Source organism: Mycobacterium sp. TKK-01-0059 (assembly GCF_000709305.1).
GTDB classification, from domain to species: Bacteria; Actinomycetota; Actinomycetes; order Mycobacteriales; family Mycobacteriaceae; genus Mycobacterium; species Mycobacterium intracellulare.
Genome location: NZ_KL446993.1, coordinates 3,766,739 through 3,783,357, shown reverse-complemented (window position 1 = coordinate 3,783,357; position 16,619 = coordinate 3,766,739). Strand labels below are relative to the sequence as shown.

The following is a 16,619-nucleotide window of genomic DNA, read 5'->3' as shown; positions in this document are numbered from 1 at the left end:
CGGAGGCACTTTTCTGAACGTCAGCTATCGCACCAAGCAGGCCGACAACGTTCGACAACTTTGATGTGGTCAACCACGCACAGCCGCGAGGACGTGAACAGATTCCGGGCCGATCAGGCGTCCAACAGGCCATCAGAGGAGGTAGCGTGTTCTACCCTATTACTCCACCGGACACATGCCAGGAGCGAGGTATTCGGTGACATCGGCAACTTTCACGAACCCAAAGGTGGGCGCGAGTTGCGACCCCGTTGACTCGTGGTACCGCTACTATGCCGGCTACTCTGCTGGCTTCGTCGAACAAGCGTTGAACGAGTCGGTCTCAACGCCTGGCCTCCTTCTGGACCCCTGGAACGGCACCGGTACCACAACGGTGGTCGCGGCGAGCAAAAATATCCCCGCGATCGGCTTCGACGTCAATCCTGCGCTGGTGGTGATCTCACGAGCCCGGTTGCTGGGCGCTGGGGTTTGGGCGAGTATCGACCCGCTTGGAACTGATGTAGTAGCGCACGCGACCAGGGTCGAAGACGTTGACGATCCTCTCCGGTTCTGGTTCACCGCGCGTGCCGCCGGCTCACTTCGAGGTCTCCAACAGAGTGTGCATCGCCTGCTGGTCGACGGCGGAACGGCGACGCAGCCGGCGTATCAGACTTCGTCCGGGATGAGCACCCTGGCAGCGTTCTTTTACACAGTCCTATTCCGAACCGTGCGAGTACTGATCGCACCGCGGGCCGGGACGAACCCGACCTGGTGGAAGCGGGTTGAGCAAGCAGATCGACTCGGCCCGAGCCATCGACAGATCGTGAAGCAGTTCCGGGCGTCGGCAACAGAGCTGGCCGCGAGCTTGCATCGCGATAACTACGACGGTGGCGTCGACGTCCGAGTCGGGCTCGGCGACAGCCGGCGCCTTCCACTCGGCGACCGAACCGTCGATACCGTCGTCGGCTCGCCGCCGTACTGCACGCGGATCGATTACGGGATCGCGACCAGACCTGAGCTTGCGGTTCTGGGTGCCGGAGAGCGCGACATCAAGTCCTTGCGCGACAAAATGGTCGGAACACCGACGATGACCGGCGAGCATGGCACTCCCGAGCAATGGGGTCCCACCGCAAAAGAGTTTCTCGCTGGGGTGGCCGGACACGCGAGCAAAGGCTCGGGTAGCTACTACACCAAATACTTCCACCAGTACTACGCAGGCATGTGGAGTTCGCTCGCCGAGCTGCGCCGCGTTATGCGAGAAGGCGCTTCCGCGGTCCTAGTGGTCCAGGACAACTACTACAAAGACCTGCATAACGATACCGCGCGGATCTTGAGTGAAATGGGTGTCGCTCTGGGTTTCGAGCCTGCTGACCGGCATGACTTTCCGGTGATCCGCAACCGGGCCAGCATGAACCCCCGTACACGGCAGTACCGCACGAAGGCGTCAGCTGTGGAGAGCGTCCTGGTCCTTCGGTAGGCGCACGATCTTTGTGGAAAACATGGAAAGCGTGTTAACGTGGATTCCATGGAAAGCGCGCGGGAGTTGATCGAGGTCGTCACGGCGCTCCGCAGCGCCAACGACGCGTTGCTGGATGCGACCACATCTGGTGATGTCGCCGAAGCAACTCGGCTACTCAAGCACGTGGCGGCGCTCGAGGGACGTAGGAACCGCCTGGTTCACAAGACCAACCCAAACGTCGCGCCCGCCGTGCCCTCATACGAATCGGCGACCCCGCTACGCGACCAGGTGATCCGCGCTCTGCAGCTGACTGGTCGTCCTTCCAGTGGGCGCCTGGTCTCGGATGTCACCAAGTGCCGCTGGGCCGAACGCGTCGATACCGCAAAGCTCTCCTACCTGCGCCGCGACGAAGCTCGTAGCTGGCGGAAGGCCCGAGAGCTTCCTGGGCGGCAAGCACGCGACGTCTACGTGGTCCCCGCATTGACGTACGACCGGTTTACGCCGGTCCGCGGTACAGTCGCGCTCTCGACGTGGCCTACGAGCCTGCGGCTGATCGCCCCACTGTCGCCCCGTGTCGACATGTTGCACAGCACCATCGGCTTAGCCAAAGAAGCCTCGGCGCTGGTGGGCACGAACTACGAGGCCCCGATGATGCGACTGGTGGGACGCTTGGGGGCAACCATCCCGGGCGTTAAGCCGTTCGGCGCCGAACCCCAAGCAGTGATCGAAGCTGCCCGATCGGAGCTGGAGGAGATCGAGGAGACCGACGAACTGGAACGCACCGAAGCTGCTGAGCGAGCCCATGCCCAGCTTGACGCCGAAGCACTCCGGTTCGGCACCCAGGTTCGCGTCGTTACGCTCCGCGCTGCCGGAGGATCAGGATGACCATCCCTGGTCCGCTCGAGAGCTTCCGCGGGGAGTTCCCCCGCCAGCCCCTCAATGCCCGCCGGATCGCCGGGGCGCTGGAAGCACCAGGGTGCCAGCGCCGCACCGCGCTCGATGCGGCCGCTGTCAATCTAGACAAACTTGGAAGCCTGGTCAGCGGGCGCCCGCGGGACCGACAGTCACCATTTGTCCTCAGCCGCGGCAACCAGTTTGAGTCGCAGGTGGTGGCCAACGGCATGGCTGAGATCGTCTCTCTCGCCCGGCGTCATCTCGACCTCCAGATCCCTGAGGTTCGCCAACATGACCTGTCGGTGTCCGCGTTGAAGGAGGCCTACCCGGGCGTCACCGGCATCAGGATGAACGAGCTGCGCGCCACGCTTACCCGGCAGCGCGTCGAAGAGATGCTCACCGACCCAACCCAGGCGTACAACCTCATCCGCCACGCCATGACCCGGCTGGACTTCGGCGGCGAGCCGGTCTACCTCGAGCAGGACGTGTTGGCATTTGCCGTCGATGGACGGATTCATGTCGTTGAGATCAAATCGTTCCCCAGGATTGACGGGCGCGCCGACCCCACCAAAGCTTCAGCAACGGTTCGCCAGACCGCGGTCTACGTCTTGAGTCTTCAGCAGCTCATGCTTGAGATCGGCGCCCTGCCCGACGTCGTCAACACCACCACGATGATCGTCCTGCCCGAGAACCTCACTTTTCGCCCGATCGCGGAAACCATCGACATCGACATACATGTCCGACGGCTGAGCCGCCAACTTGCCTCAGTGCCGCAGGCGGCCGAGATCCTCGACGCTGTCCCGGCCGGCACCCGGCTACCGGCACACCCCGCCCGGGGAGCCGGCGCCGACGAGTTGGCCGCCGCAGCGGCGGTCGCCCGCGAGACCCTCGCGGCGCTGCCTTCACGGTTCACCGATGGCTGCGCTACGTGCCCGCTGTTTCACCACTGCCGGGACGAAGCAGAACTTCACCGGTCCACCGCGCGACTCGGTTCGGCGGTCGCGGGTGCGTGTGGCAACGTCACCGACATTGCTGCCGCTCTCGCCCTGGCGGACGGCCGCCGTGCACCGGTCGACGCCTCCGAGGCCGCTGTCGCGGCAACCCTTGCACGCGGCGCCGCTGCTGCCCGACTCGCCATCGGACGACTCGCGTGAACGCCCTGCGGACAATCCAGGCTCTTCTGGCCGCCACGGAACGACGGGCGGTCGCGAAAACGACTCGGCGTCATGTCCACCTGGCTCCACGCCCTTTCGTCGTCGTGGGCTACCACCTCGCAGGTGATCTCGGAGCGCCGCTCGCATTGCTGTGGGGCACGTGCCGTCGGGAGCAGCCACGGTGCATGGTGGTCCCCGAACCGCGTAATCGCGGCCTGCGGTTCGAGGCCCTCGATCAATTCGCTGGGGAGTTGCTGGCCTACCTCGCGGAATTCGAGGACCGCGACGAGACAGGGGTATGCGTGGACGCACCCCAGCTCGTGGTGCCCAACGTCGCCACCGCATCCTGGCTAAGCGGGATCGTCGGCCGCTTCACCCGAAACCTAAGGACCGACGGCGATTCGCCGGCACCGCCAACAGTGCCGTTGGCAGGCAAGCACCTGTCTTTCTTCGCCGACCCGATGCCGGGAAGCAGCCTTGTCCTGGCTGCAACGGATGCGCTCGCGAACCACTGGCAAACTGGGCAGCTTCCGTCAGAGGACTTAAACCTCGCGGCCCTACTGGGCTGGATCGATCCCCCGGTGGGGATGGACGGCCCGGAGGCGGCTCGCGCGGGGGAGGAATTGCCTCCCGCTGGTCCTGATTCCGATCCCAACTGGGATGCAAATACTCTGGCCCGGCTCATCGACGCCTGGCACGCCGCCGACGACGAGGCCGCCCGGTCCGCCGTGCGAGTCGAACTTGAGGCTGAAATCCGCGAGCAGCTTACGCCGGCGTGGGAATGGTGCTGGCGGGCGCTGGACCTTCTCGATGGCCTGCCGGCCGCCGATCATGTTGCCAGCCGGTGGCAGCTGGATCGTGAGAGCTGGAGCAACCACTGCAGTCGGATTGCCCAGGGCCTGGCCTACTTTCGCAATATCCCGACGCCTGTCCAGAGTGCGGCCCGCCTAAGGCTACTGGAGGCCCGCACCGAGGAGCTTCAGCGGGCGATGGCCTGGGACGACCCGCTCGTGATGGCAGCAGCCGTTGCCAGTGGCGAGGCGCTTGCCGGGCGCGTCGTCTCCGCAGACCTCGGGCGCAGGATTCCGAACGCCAATGGGAACATGGTGCGCCGACCCCTACTTGCGATCGAACCAGCCCTGGAGTTCACCCGACCTGCAGGGACGCTGCTCTTTCTCTCGACAAGCCCAGGGGTAAAGCTGGCTGTACTGCCCTCCGACGGGAGCGGCCTCATCCGAGCAGAAGTACTTAAAGGCGCGAACCGCGCAGCGACGATCGGCCTCCTTCCTGGTCTGGACGACGATGTGGTGCTTAGCCCATACGGAAGACCTGAGTTTTACCAGCGGTCAAAGGTCGAGGACATTCCCTGGACACACCAACAGGTTGCCGAAGACGATGCGGAGGATCCCGGATGACCGCGGCAGATGACGCCGCAAATGCGCGGGAAGTAATCTGGTCGACCGTTGAAGAGGGCGCCCGGTCAACCCTTGTCGACAGCCCGCCAGGTGCGGGGAAGTCAACTCTGGTCCGCGAGATGGGCCGCCGCGCGAGGCATCGGGCCCAGGTGCCTATCGTCGTTCAAACTAATGACCAGGGCGACGACACTGTCCGTGGCTTCATCGCCGACCAACGACGAGGTGCGGCCCCCGTGCGCGTCGGGCGCCTCCACGGGGGCGACTACATCCCGCCAGCCGACCTGAGCGGGGAGGCGGGGTTGACGTTCAGCAATTCCATCGCCGACTTTTGCGACAGCGAAGTGATCGTCGCGACGGCCGCTAAGTGGGCAACCGTAGGCTTTGGTCGCACATGGCCTTTCGCCGTCATCGACGAGGCCTACCAGATGCGCTCAGACTCTCTGCTGCCGATCGGCGTCATGATGGAATCGCTTCTCCTGGTGGGCGACCCCGGTCAGCTGGCCCCGTTCACCACTGCCGACGACACACAGTTTCGAGGTCGACCGCTCTCGCCGCTCGAGACCGCGGCAACGACAATCCTTACCACGCAACCAGCAACTGCGCGCCACGCCCTGCCGATCTCTTGGCGCCTTCCCAGCCACGCGGCGCCTCTGATCTCTGACGCGTTCTACGAGATCCCTTTCACCGCCGGCACCCAGTCGCATCAGCGGCGCCTAGTACGGGGGGTTACTCCGCTGCACCGCGGCCGGGCAGCAGACGCGGTCAACAGCGCAATATCGCATGGCTGGGCGTACTTCGAACTCGAGGACCTCGTGATGCCTCAAACCGACCCCGCGGCGATCGAGACCATCGTCGACATCGTCGGACAACTCCTCGAAGCTGATATCACCGTCGAGGATGAGCATGGAACCCGGGCTCTGCAGGCCAGCAACGTCGCTGTCGGCGTCACCCACCGGGACCAGCGAGACCATGTCCGCACTGCCCTTCAGAGTGCCCACACACGAACCGGACTCCCTGTCGACGAGGTCATCGTCGACACCGCCAACGTCCTACAGGGCCGCGAGTTCGACATTGTCGTCGTTTGGCACCCGCTCTCTGGCCGCCGAGACACCAGTGAATTCCATCTCGACGCGGGCAGGCTATGCGTGCTCCTGAGCCGACATCGGCAGGCCTGCATCGTCGTCTCACGCGGTGGGATTCGTGATCAACTTGCGGGCCATGCTCCGACCGAACCGGTGTGGCTGGGCGAGAAGGGCGCGGTCTTGGACGGCTGGCATGCGCACCTCACGGTGCTTGACCACCTCGGCGCATACGCCGTGTGAGGACGAGGATGTATCAGAACTTTAGAATTGAGACAGTCTCTTTGGAACCGTTTGTAGCACACGAACTACCAGCTGGCGCTGTCTCAAAAGTTGAATCAAAACTAGAGTCTCATATTGATAGTTTTTGATACTTTTGAGACGCTCTTTGCATGGCAACTGATACCTCACCCGTCGCGACTAGGACCGCCCTGGGATACGCGCGTGTCAGCACTGGGCACCAGTCTTTGGACCAACAAGTCGACGCGCTCACAGCGGCCGGCGTGGACCCGAAGCGCATCTACAGCGACAAGCTGTCAGGAATGTCGACGCGAGAGCAGCGAGCTGGTCTTACGGCGCTACTCGACTACGCCCGCCCCGGTGACGCAATCGTGGTTGTGGGCATCGACCGGCTTGGCCGAAATGCCGCGGAGGTCATGACGACCATTCGGGACCTTGGCGAGCGCAATATTGTTCTACGGTCCCTGCGCGAGGGGATCGACACTTCCAACGCCACCGGACGGATGGTCGCAGGCGTCCTTGCCAGCTTGGCGGAGCTTGAATTGGAACTTGGCAAGGAGCGCCGCACCGCTGCCCGCGAAGCCCGACGGGCACGCGGACAACCCATTGGGCGACCCAAGGCGCTCAATCAGTCGAAAGCTGCTCTAGCGCAACGTATGAATGCGAGCGGGGAATCAGCAGTGACGATTGCCAGCGCCCTAGGCGTCAGTCGGGCGACGGTGTACCGAGTACTTGCGGAAGCGCCCCCGACCGCCGAGTGATGCCTAGATGCCGCTACTAGGGAAGGACAGCTTTGAGCACTGACGAGCACATCGAGCGATTGCGGCGACAACGGCGCAGGCAGATCGAAGAAGTTGCGCCATTGGTCGATGCCAGGCTAAAGGATGCGGCTCGGGCCATGCCGGACCGTGTCGTCGGTGAGTGGCGCGGTAAGTCCGTCGTGGACACGGCGCCGTTCCGGTACGGCGCCGGAAAGCCAGTTACCGCTGGCGAGTTGGCTCGTTACACCGTCGTGTTCGCCAATGGCGTCGATAATCCAGTGTTTGCCATTTGTCACCTGCACCAGACGGCATACGCGACATACAGCCAAGGCGACGCCCGCAGCAGTGCTCCGCGAACATGGTGTCCCGGCTGTAGCAGTGATCCAACGTGGCCGCCTGGCGAGGCCGACCCTGCCGTGGTCGCCGCTGAGGATGAAGCGCGACAGCAGCGAATCGAGAAGGTCAAAGCAAGCCGAAAGCCCCGCATCACGAAGGTGACGCAGATCGCAATCGAGCGTGGCATCATTACCGATCAACAGGCCGCACAGCTCCTCGCGATTTGGCATGAAATCCAGTCAGCACAGGCAGCATTGACTTCAGACTCAGCCGTGCCAGTTGTGCCACGCATCCGAGGTGGCACAGCGGGCACAGCTACGGAGGCATAGCCCCGAGTTGGCAACGGTCGCGTCAATCGCGGATGGGCTCGACTCTGGCGGTATGTCGTTTCCGTAGAGTCCACGATTCTTCGATCCTTCTCCGCGTTTCTTTGGCTGAGCCGCGGTTCAATTCCTCGGCGCCGACGTAGCATCTCGGTGTGAGCCGGGAGAGCGAGCAGGCGGCACGAGCGCCCAGTCGGCGGTTTGTTCTGGGTCTAGACCTTGACGGGTGTTGTGCCGACTTCTACGGCTACATGCGGGAAGTCGCGGCGGAGTGGACCGGGATCGCGCTCGCGGACCTCACTCCCAAGGTGACGTACGGCATGCCCGAATGGGGACTCTTACCTGACGAATACGATCGCCTTCACCGCTTCGCCGTTACCCAGCGGGGCCTGTTTGAGAAAATGCCTCCGATCGAGGGCGCTCCGCAGTCAATCCGTCGGCTCGGAACCGAAGGGATCAGGATTCGCGTCATCACCCACCGGCTGTTCATCCGCTGGTTCCACGAGATCGCCGTCGCACAAACCGTGCGGTGGTTGGACAACCATGCCGTTCCGTACTGGGACCTATGTTTCATGCGCGATAAGGAGGCGGTCGACGCGGACCTTTACGTTGAGGACACGCCAAAAAACATCTGCCGACTTGTTGAGCAACGTCGAGAGGTCATCGTCTTTGGCAACTCCGCCAACGCGACCGGACTCCCCGACAGCGAATACGTTGTCGCAAGGGTCACCAGTTGGGCTGAAGCAGAGGAGCTAATCCGGCAGAGGTACTACTCATGGCTCGAGCGGGAGGACGCGGATCTCCCGCCTGGGGTTGGCCTACAGGCCCCTTGGCACGAGATGCTCTAGCACTCCCTAGGTCAACGCAGCCCCAACTCAGCTAGAAGAGCGTATTCGGCAGCGAACGGCCTCCTCCGCCTCGACCCAACGTTCCTCCGATATCGCCTAATGGGTGCGTCCATTTGCCGGCCAGAACGCCAGCGGCGGTAGTGGGTCGTGCACCAGCCAAGCATGTGCGCTCGCCTGCCGCAGTTAGTTTCCTTGCACGCCACGGATTCCTCCGACCTTTCTCGTTGCCTCTTTGCCCGGGGGGCACCCCCCGCCCGACCGTTGCCGGACACACACGGCCAGTGAAGCCTTCTCTCCCCAGCATTTTTAGGCCGGGCCAATTGCATGCGCTCATACTGCTCCAGTCAAAACTGGCGCGTCGTACCGTCGCGGCGATGCTTTCGCGGCGTCACGCGGCTTCAGCTCCCTGCCTGGCCGACCCTTAGCGTTGCCCGCAGTTCGCTCGCCAGGAAAGCCACTAGCCCGCTGCGTGGGTACACTAACCTTCGACCCCTGCGGTAGGACGTCGGACCGTGCCCGAGGTTGCGGAGGTTGTACATCCGCTGCACCCCAACGCCTAACACCTCCGCCGCTTGCTCCACAGTCAATAGTTCGTCGTTACCGGCTGCCTGTGCCATCGTCTTCTTCTCCTGATCCGTTGTCGGCTAACGTATTACGGTGCTGGGAAGGAGAAGGTGGGCCACTCTTCAGGCCCCTCCCTGCATCTTTGACTGGGGTCGCAACATCTTGGAGGGGCGGCCGCCCCGTCCGGGACGGGGAACCCTGCGGGTTCGCGGACTCGCTGCGCTCGCTCTCTTGCTCAAATACCCTTCACCGCAGCTGATCTCTATGAGATCTGCCGCCCCACCCACTGGCATGCCCAGAGACTTCTGGCGTGTACGTCGGGCCACCCCAGGCATGCGAGCAGACCCCGTCTGACGGCAAGCGACCCAGTGCGAGTGGGTGACCGAATGATCCTCGGCGAGAGGGGAATTAGACGAGCCAGCCATCCTGCCAGCTATAAGCCTTCCTACTTAATTTTACCCCACACTCCCCGAATCGGGAGTCGGCTAACTACGTTCGGCTGACAGAGTAGACCTAGTGGCCGACAAGTCCGGACGTTCCTCATAGGTCGATCCATCAACTGAATTTGACTGCCAGGCAAGATCGTTTCATCCAACTTCGGCCCGCTAGGACCGAGAGGTGTGCATGCGTGCAATGGATCGACGGGCGAGTGATAACACCCGTTTCACGTCATTCGGGTTGCGATTAAATAAGAGCCATGACGAACACATCAGATGCGGTATGGCTCAGCCGGAAAGATCTTGCCAAGAGGTTAGGCATACCGGACAAGACACCGGCCGAGTGGGTGGGCCACAAAGGGCACCGGGCCAAAGTACGCGCGGTTTGGCCGTCATGTCCGCTACCGTCTCACCGATGTCATCGCGTGGGAGAACGAGCGGCTGGCCGAGGTAACGAGCTAGAGATGGCAGGCAGACCTCCGCTTCGGATCGGCCAGCGCGGGAAGATCAGCCGTAAAAAGCTCAGCAATGGTGCTTGGCTCGCGCGATGCCGGTATCGCGACAGCGACGGCGTCACTCGGATCGTCGAGAGACGCGGCCTAGCCGACGAGTTCGACCAGTACGGGAAATTGGCCGAGGACGCGCTTATCGAGGCGCTGAACGACCGACGACCCTCAGCAATGGCCGACGAAATCACTCTTGACACGCCGCTCAGCGCGCTGATTGAGCACCACCTGGAACGGTTGGCGGAAGACGGCCGCTCTCTCGCAACTATCTCGACCTACAAGTTCGCCGTACGGAAGCTCAAACAACTTCGTCGGGGCCGTCCGAGTGCACGAGGCCACACCGGCCCGCATCGACGCCGCCATTCGGTCGATGCGGGCCGCGCACGGGGCGACGATGGCACGCCAAGCCAAGACCATACTTCGCGGTGCGCTGCAGCTTGCCGTGATGGCGAGCGTCCTGAGCGCAAACCCGGTGCGCGATGTTCAGCCGATTAAGTCCAAGGCACAGCCAAAGGGCGCGACTGCCCTGACGGGAGAGCAGTTGCGTGAGCTGCTGGCTAAGTTGCGCATATCGACCTACTGCCAGGATCACGACCTGGCAGACCCGATCAGATTGTTGATCGCGACGGGGCTACGCCGGTCAGAGCTCTTGGCGCTGCGATGGGTCGACTTCGATGCCGAGGCTCGCACGCTGGCGGTAACCGGAAAGCTGGTCCGGGCGACGGGCCACGGGTTGAGCCGCATCGAGGACACGAAGAGTGCAGCCGGTAAGCGGACACTTCCGCTGCCCCAGTTCGCGGTGGACGCTCTAAAACTGCGCCATGGGCGGCCGTTCGTCGGCGAGCTGCCCATGATTTTCCCGTCAACCGCGGGCACATGGCGTGACCCGAACAACTTCGGCAAGCAGTGGCGCGCGGTACGTGAGGATTTAGGCGTAGCGGAGATAACCACACACAGCTTCCGCAAGACCGTTGCCACGCTGATCGACGACGCCGGCCTGTCTGCACGCGTGGGAGCCGACCAGCTAGGCCATAGCAAGGTATCGATGACGCAGGACACGTATATGGCAAGGGGCCGTGTCCACACCGAGGTTGCTGAGTTGCTGGACCGGGCCATTAGCGATGAATAAACGATGGATCACATTCGCTTGGAACGAAAAATGGCCTCTGACGTGGGGCTGTTCAGAGTCGGTTGATCGGTGACATTTCTATGTCGGTTGATCGGTGACACTCTGTGTTGTGGTTTAGGCCGGTGCGCTGGTGCGCAGGGCCCGTTTGTTTCGTACCTCGCCGCGGCTGGTGCGCGCGGCGGTTTTGACCAGATCATCGCCGACCCAAAACCGCAGCAGGTCCCCATCGACGTGGACATCGCAGCGCGCGCCGGCATAGTGGCGCCCGATACAGACCTGCTGCCAGGACACGCACACGATGCCGTTGGAGCACACCCGTCGACTTACCCAATCATCGCCACTGCGGTCGACGTGTCGGGCACACGAGTTCGAGGGCGGTGATGCCGGCGCACCGGCGTGAAACCGTTGAGCCGGTGTGGTCATCTTCAGGGCTTGGTGCGGCCGGGTGGTGTTGTAGTCCTCGACCCACTCATCGAGCGCCTGCTGAGCGACCTTGAGGTTGGTGAAAGGCTCACGGCCGCTGAGGAACTCAGCACGCAGACTGCGGTGAAACCGCTCGATTTTGCCCGTCGTGGTCGGACTTCGCGGCTGGGTCAACACGTGCTCGGGCTTGTCAAGATAACTGTGTAAGGTGTTGCAGCCGTTTATCTTTGGGTCATAGTGGGAGTCGGTCGGGGAATTGGATGGCGAAGGTGTTCAGTGCTTCGGTCCAGCGGTAGGTGCCTGGTCCGTGTGTTGATCCTCGTTTCTGGTTGATGTTGCGGATGGCCAAATACAGCAGCTTCATTGCTGCGGCGTCTGAGGGGAACGAGCCGCGGGCCTTGGTGACTTTGCGCAGCTGGTAGTTCAGCGATTCGATGGCGTTGGTGGTGTAGATGATCTTGCGGATCTCGACCGGGAATGCCAGGAAAGGCACGAACTCAGCCCAGGCCCGATCCCAGACAGCGATGGCTCCGGGGGATTTGGTGCGCCACTGGGCGCGGAACTCCTCGAGGGCCAGTTTGGCGGCCTCTTCGGTGGGTGCGGTGTAGATCGGACGCAGCGCGGTGGCCATCTTGCGGCGGTCGGCGTAGGAGGCATAACGCATCGAGGAGCGCAGCAGATGCACCACGCAGGTCTGGATCACCGCGGCCGGCCAGACCGCCGCGATCGATTCGGGCAGGCCGGCCAACCCGTCGCAACACACGAACAGCGCATCGCGGCACCCGCGATTGCGCAGTTCGGTGAGCACCCCGTGCCAGAATTTGGCGCCCTCGCTCTGCTGGATCCAGATGCCCAGGACCTGCTTGATTCCCTCGACATCGACGCCGATGACCACGTGGGCGGCCTTGTTGGCCACCACGCCGCCGTCGCGGATCTTGATGCGGATCGCGTCGATATACAAGATCGGATACACCGGATCGACCGGCCGGGATTGCCAGGCGGCGATCTCCTCGGTGACCACGTCGGTGACCCGCGAAATCGTGGCCGCCGACACGCGGGCGCCATAGACCTCGCCGAGGTGCTCGGTGATATCGCGCGTCGACATGCCCCGGGCATACAGCGACAAGATCATGTCCTCAACCTGGCCCAGGCGGCGTTTGCGCTTGGGCACGATCGCCGGGCTAAACGTGGCGTTGCGGTCACGGGGCACTTCCAGCTCGACCGGCCCGGCCGTGGTCAACACGGTTTTGCGGCCATGGCCGTTACGGGAATTGCCCGAGCCATGCCCTGCCGGATCGCCGTGCTCATAGCCCAGGTGATCGGCGATTTCGACGTCCAAAGCGCGTTCGAGCACCGCCTTGGTCATCTGCGCGAGCAACCCCTCGGGGCCATCAATCGGGGTGCCAGACGCTTCAGCGTCGGCCAACAAGGCATCGACTGCCGCCGGCGGCAACAACTCGGCCAACTGGGCGGCAGCATCATCTCTTGACGAATCAGATTGCGGCAATGGAACTCTCCTGTCCGGTGGTCAGCCACCACCATTCAGGCCGAACCCCTTACACAGTCAATAAGACACGCCCACGTGCTCGATGCCGTGCTCGCGGCAGATCGCATCAAAGAGCACCTCGACCGGTGGATGAAAGAACCGCCCGGTGAACACCTTGCCGTTATCGGTCAAGATCTGCTCAGGCACGCCGTAAGCCGCCAGCGCCGCCCGTAATCCGTCGCAGACCGCACGGGTGCGCTCACGAGCCATCAACTTGGCGCACACACACATCCGGGAATGATCATCAATACCGGTCAAGGCTTTGGCGCTGGTGCCGTCAGCCAACGCGAACCCGCCGACGATGTCCATCTGCCACAGCTCCATCGGCGCCCCACGCTCCCAGCGCTTCCATTTGCGCGACCGTCGATCTCGCATCGCGGGGTCGATCAGACCGGCCCGCACCAGCGCTCGATACACCGCCGACTCCGACGGCACCGGATGGACACCTCGTTTGGCCAACTCGAACACCAACCGCCGCGGCCCCCAATACGGTCGCGAGCGGCGCAGCTCGAGCATCTCGGCCTCCACCTGCCCGGGCATCTGATGCGGACACGACACCGGCCGATGCGACCGATCCACCAGTCCTTCCAAGCCCGCGGCTTCATAACGGGCCAGCCATCGGTGCAGCGTCTGACGCGCCACCCCGGTCTTCTCTGCGGCCTGTGACACCGACAACCCGTCGCCGATCACCGCCATCACGGCCTGATACCGCTGCTCAGCCACACTTAACTCCCTCATCTAGGGAGTGTCACCGATCAACCGAAACAACTGTCACGCATCAGCCGAAACACTGACACGCATCAACCGAAGGCAAAATGTCACGCATCACCCGACGTCATACACCTCTGACGTGGGGCGGGCGGGGCTCGAACCCGCGACCAACGGATTATGAGTCCGCGGCTCTAACCAACTGAGCTACCGCCCCCGACGGGGTAGTTCCGTAGGAAACCGTAGCCGAAGACCGGAGTCAGTGTCCGTCGGGCGGCAGGCGCCCACATGGCAGGTCACACAGCGATGGGCGCCACGTCGCGGTGGCGCCCATCGACAAAACGCACTCAGGCGGGCGACGACGCCTGTGCCGCCTGTCCCTTGATCGCGGGGATCATTTCCGGCGCGTAGACGAAGATCGCGGACTCGACCTCCCACTCAGCCTGCTCCGGCTTCAGCGGGGTCGTGTTGGTCACCATGTTCACGAGCCGTTTCCCGGCGGCCAACGGATTGTCAGCGCTGCGGACCTGGTCGGCGAACCAGCGGCCCTCGGCGGTCATGTTGCAGTCGTTGAACTCGGCGGAGTGGATCATCTTGTTCTGCGCAAGCAGGTTGATGTACTGGTCGTCCTTCGGGGTCATATTGCAGGCGGCCGCTGCCTGCGGCGCCGACAGCAGCGCTCCGCCCAGCATCGACGTCGCCACGACGGCGCCGGCCGCCCCCAACGCCAGCATCTGCCCGCGCGAGCGTGTACGTCTGATGGTCATCTTTTCGAACTCCTTCGCGTAGAAATTTGCTGATCCACCTGTCGCACACCAATGGGTACACGGACAGAGAGCACGACAAACGGCGGGAATACAAACAATGGGTGAACAAGTACGATCGAAAACCGCAGCGCAAGAAGCTATTTGAGCGAACACCCCGCTCAGGGATCGACGAGCTTCTCCACCGGCACGGCGGCTTCCGGCATCGCCGTCAGCGGTTTAATGTGCCGCTATTCAATTAGCTGACAACATCAAATACAGCGGATGAAATTCAAAGCCGTTGCGGCCGTTCGATATTCGTTAGGCAGGGCAGACGCGGGCCCGGGGGATCAAGACTCCGTCGGCCAGTTTTGCTTGGCGGCCTGGTCCTTGATCTTCGGGATCACTTCCGGCGCGTACACATAGATCGCCGACTCGACTTCCCACTCGGCTTTGTCGGCCTTGAGCGGCGTCGTGTTGGTCACCATGTTGACGAGTTCTTTGGCCCGACCGAACGGATCGGACGAGCTCTTCACCTGGTTGGCGAACCACCGGCCCTCGGCGGCCTCATGACAGTCGCTGTACTCGGCGGTGTGCACCATGTTGTTCTGCGCGAGCAGGTTGATGTATTGGTCATCCGCAGGGCTCAAGTCGCACGTCGCCGAAGCCACGGGCGCTGAAAGCACCGCTCCGCCGAACATCGAGGCCCCCAGCGCGACACCGGCAGCCCAGACCGACGACACCCGCATGCGCGAGCGGGTACGGGTGCTTGTCATGTTCGAACCTCCCTCTGCGCAGGAACTCGATTGGCTCCGACGCAAACCCAAGCTACGAATGCTGCAAACAACGAACCGGGAAATCCATCGGCATGACGGCTCATGACGTACGTCCCATGGCCACCCGGCTGGGGCCACGCTGCCATTTCGCTACCGTCACGTCTCAGTGGTCATTTCAGTGTCGGCGACGGGGCTTAAGTTATCCAACGACCCCCGCACACAGCGAAAACGCACGCTTGCGCGTCGATGTACGAATGGTTAACATTTCGTGCCCTCGCGCCCGGATGAGCTCCTGGCTCACCCGCCGGCCACGTCGCGGCGCAAACGTCGCAGAGCCCTGCCGCCGGGCGTCGCGGTGCCCGCAGCTAAACGGCGGGCGGCAATCGACTACCGGGTTAACACCGGCCGCGGTCAGCTAAATACCGTGTGCCCCTCGGCGTCGATCAGATACCGCTCGGTGCCGCTCTCGACGCGTGGGGCGTCGGCGCCCAATGACACGGCGACTTTGTTGCTGGCATTGCGCATGATGTCGAAGGTGAGCTCGACGGATTCCGCCTCGGAGAAGCGGGAGCGCACCTCGGCGGCATCGTCGGCGGCGAGGTGCGCAGGGGTCCAAATTAACCCATCCGCATAGCGCAGCGCTGCTTTTGCGCGGTCGTCGAGCAAACCCGACGATTCGAACCGCTCGATCTCCTCGTACAGCGTTTCCGAACCGCCGGCGTCGAGCGCGCCGCCCTCGCGTAGCGAGTTGCACAGCCGGCAATTGTGTTGCGCCGCGCCCCGCAACCGCACCAGTTCGGAGGTGACCGGGTCCAGCGCACGCATTCGCGCCACGGCGATTAAAAAGTCGTTGAACACCAGATCCGACGGGTCGGTGGTGTGATCCCAATTGATCGGTCCGGCCGCCCAGCCCAGGTACTGCGGGCCGACCCCGAGCGCTTCCAGCCCGGCCCGCACCCGCGGGACGAAGTCGGCGATGTACATCTGCACGACGACCCCAAAGGTGCGGTCCCCGAGGTGTTTCGACAACCGGGACCGTTGCTCGGCGGTGATCGCCGCGACGTCGGCGCTGAATTGTTCGGCGAAGTCGACGACGGCCGCCTCGGCGTCGGATTCCGGCTCGCCCACCTCGACGGCCGAGGGCAGCGGCGGAAGGGACACCGTCTGCGCGCACACCCGCCGGATCAACGCCGCGATGCGCGCGTCGGCGGGCGCCGCGGGAAACAGCGCCACCAGGCGCGTGAGCTGGTCTTCTCGAACCGAAACCGGGGCCGCCATTCGTCACACGCTAGAGCGCGTGTC

13 protein-coding genes, 1 tRNA gene and 3 pseudogenes are annotated in these 16,619 nt (G+C 63.3%); 9 read left to right on the top strand and 8 right to left on the bottom strand.

Annotated elements, in window-relative coordinates; translation table 11 throughout:
• Positions 1–196 precede the first annotated feature (196 nt).
• From K883_RS17895 to K883_RS17865, 8 genes are all read left to right on the top strand, one after another.
• Positions 197–1,453: a hypothetical protein gene (locus K883_RS17895; RefSeq protein WP_156035638.1), complete on the top strand. Its 1,257-nt coding sequence runs from the start codon at positions 197–199 to the stop codon at positions 1,451–1,453.
• A 39-nt stretch (positions 1,454–1,492) separates the two neighbouring features.
• Positions 1,493–2,320, top strand: a complete 828-nt coding sequence (locus K883_RS17890; protein ID WP_051701164.1) for a hypothetical protein — start codon at positions 1,493–1,495, stop codon at positions 2,318–2,320.
• Positions 2,317–3,483 carry a hypothetical protein gene (locus K883_RS17885; RefSeq protein ID WP_036455102.1) on the top strand — a complete coding sequence of 389 codons (1,167 nt, stop codon included), beginning with the start codon at positions 2,317–2,319 and terminating at the stop codon, positions 3,481–3,483. The genes K883_RS17890 and K883_RS17885 overlap by 4 nt, the downstream gene beginning before the upstream one ends.
• A gap of 185 nt (positions 3,484–3,668) precedes the next feature.
• Positions 3,669–4,898, top strand: coding sequence for a hypothetical protein (locus K883_RS17880; RefSeq protein WP_051701163.1), 1,230 nt, complete (start codon positions 3,669–3,671; stop codon positions 4,896–4,898).
• Positions 4,895–6,220 (top strand): AAA domain-containing protein, encoded by a 1,326-nt coding sequence (locus K883_RS17875; protein ID WP_081914379.1) that lies wholly within the window; start codon positions 4,895–4,897, stop codon positions 6,218–6,220. Before K883_RS17880 ends, K883_RS17875 begins: the two co-directional genes overlap by 4 nt.
• 149 nt (positions 6,221–6,369) lie before the next feature.
• Positions 6,370–6,978: a recombinase family protein gene (locus K883_RS17870; RefSeq protein ID WP_036455101.1), complete on the top strand. Its 609-nt coding sequence runs from the start codon at positions 6,370–6,372 to the stop codon at positions 6,976–6,978.
• Positions 6,979–7,010: 32 nt separating this feature from the next.
• Positions 7,011–7,643, top strand: a complete 633-nt coding sequence (locus K883_RS27585) for a hypothetical protein (RefSeq protein WP_156035635.1) — start codon at positions 7,011–7,013, stop codon at positions 7,641–7,643.
• Between the two features lie 149 nt (positions 7,644–7,792).
• On the top strand, positions 7,793–8,485 hold the full coding sequence (locus tag K883_RS17865; RefSeq protein WP_081914378.1) for a 5' nucleotidase, NT5C type: 693 nt from the start codon (positions 7,793–7,795) through the stop codon (positions 8,483–8,485).
• 398 nt (positions 8,486–8,883) lie between these two features.
• On the opposite strand, the gene K883_RS28590 is transcribed toward K883_RS17865, so the two are convergent.
• Positions 8,884–9,102, bottom strand: a complete 219-nt coding sequence (locus K883_RS28590) for a helix-turn-helix domain-containing protein (protein WP_081914377.1) — start codon at positions 9,100–9,102, stop codon at positions 8,884–8,886.
• A gap of 848 nt (positions 9,103–9,950) precedes the next feature.
• On the opposite strand from K883_RS28590, the pseudogene xerC reads away from it, so the two are divergent.
• Positions 9,951–11,121: pseudogene (gene xerC / locus K883_RS17860) on the top strand (tyrosine recombinase XerC).
• Positions 11,122–11,235: 114 nt separating this feature from the next.
• On the opposite strand, the pseudogene K883_RS17855 reads toward xerC, so the two are convergent.
• The 7 genes and pseudogenes from K883_RS17855 to K883_RS17825 all read right to left on the bottom strand — a co-directional run.
• Positions 11,236–11,727, bottom strand: a pseudogene (locus tag K883_RS17855) (integrase core domain-containing protein); the annotation flags it as partial.
• Between the two features lie 49 nt (positions 11,728–11,776).
• Complete coding sequence (locus K883_RS17850) at positions 11,777–13,009, bottom strand: IS256-like element ISMysp7 family transposase (RefSeq protein WP_008258297.1); 1,233 nt, start codon at positions 13,007–13,009, stop codon at positions 11,777–11,779.
• A gap of 114 nt (positions 13,010–13,123) precedes the next feature.
• A pseudogene (locus K883_RS17845) lies at positions 13,124–13,828 on the bottom strand (helix-turn-helix domain-containing protein); the annotation flags it as partial.
• A gap of 113 nt (positions 13,829–13,941) precedes the next feature.
• Positions 13,942–14,015, bottom strand: a tRNA-Ile gene (locus K883_RS17840).
• Positions 14,016–14,145: 130 nt separating this feature from the next.
• Positions 14,146–14,565, bottom strand: coding sequence for a DUF732 domain-containing protein (locus K883_RS17835; protein WP_051701161.1), 420 nt, complete (start codon positions 14,563–14,565; stop codon positions 14,146–14,148).
• Between the two features lie 326 nt (positions 14,566–14,891).
• A complete protein-coding gene (locus K883_RS17830) occupies positions 14,892–15,290 on the bottom strand; it encodes a hypothetical protein (RefSeq protein ID WP_009953104.1) in 399 nt (132 codons plus the stop codon).
• 438 nt (positions 15,291–15,728) lie between these two features.
• Complete coding sequence (locus tag K883_RS17825; protein ID WP_036455100.1) at positions 15,729–16,595, bottom strand: carboxymuconolactone decarboxylase family protein; 867 nt, start codon at positions 16,593–16,595, stop codon at positions 15,729–15,731.
• Between the last annotated feature and the right edge of the window lie 24 nt (positions 16,596–16,619).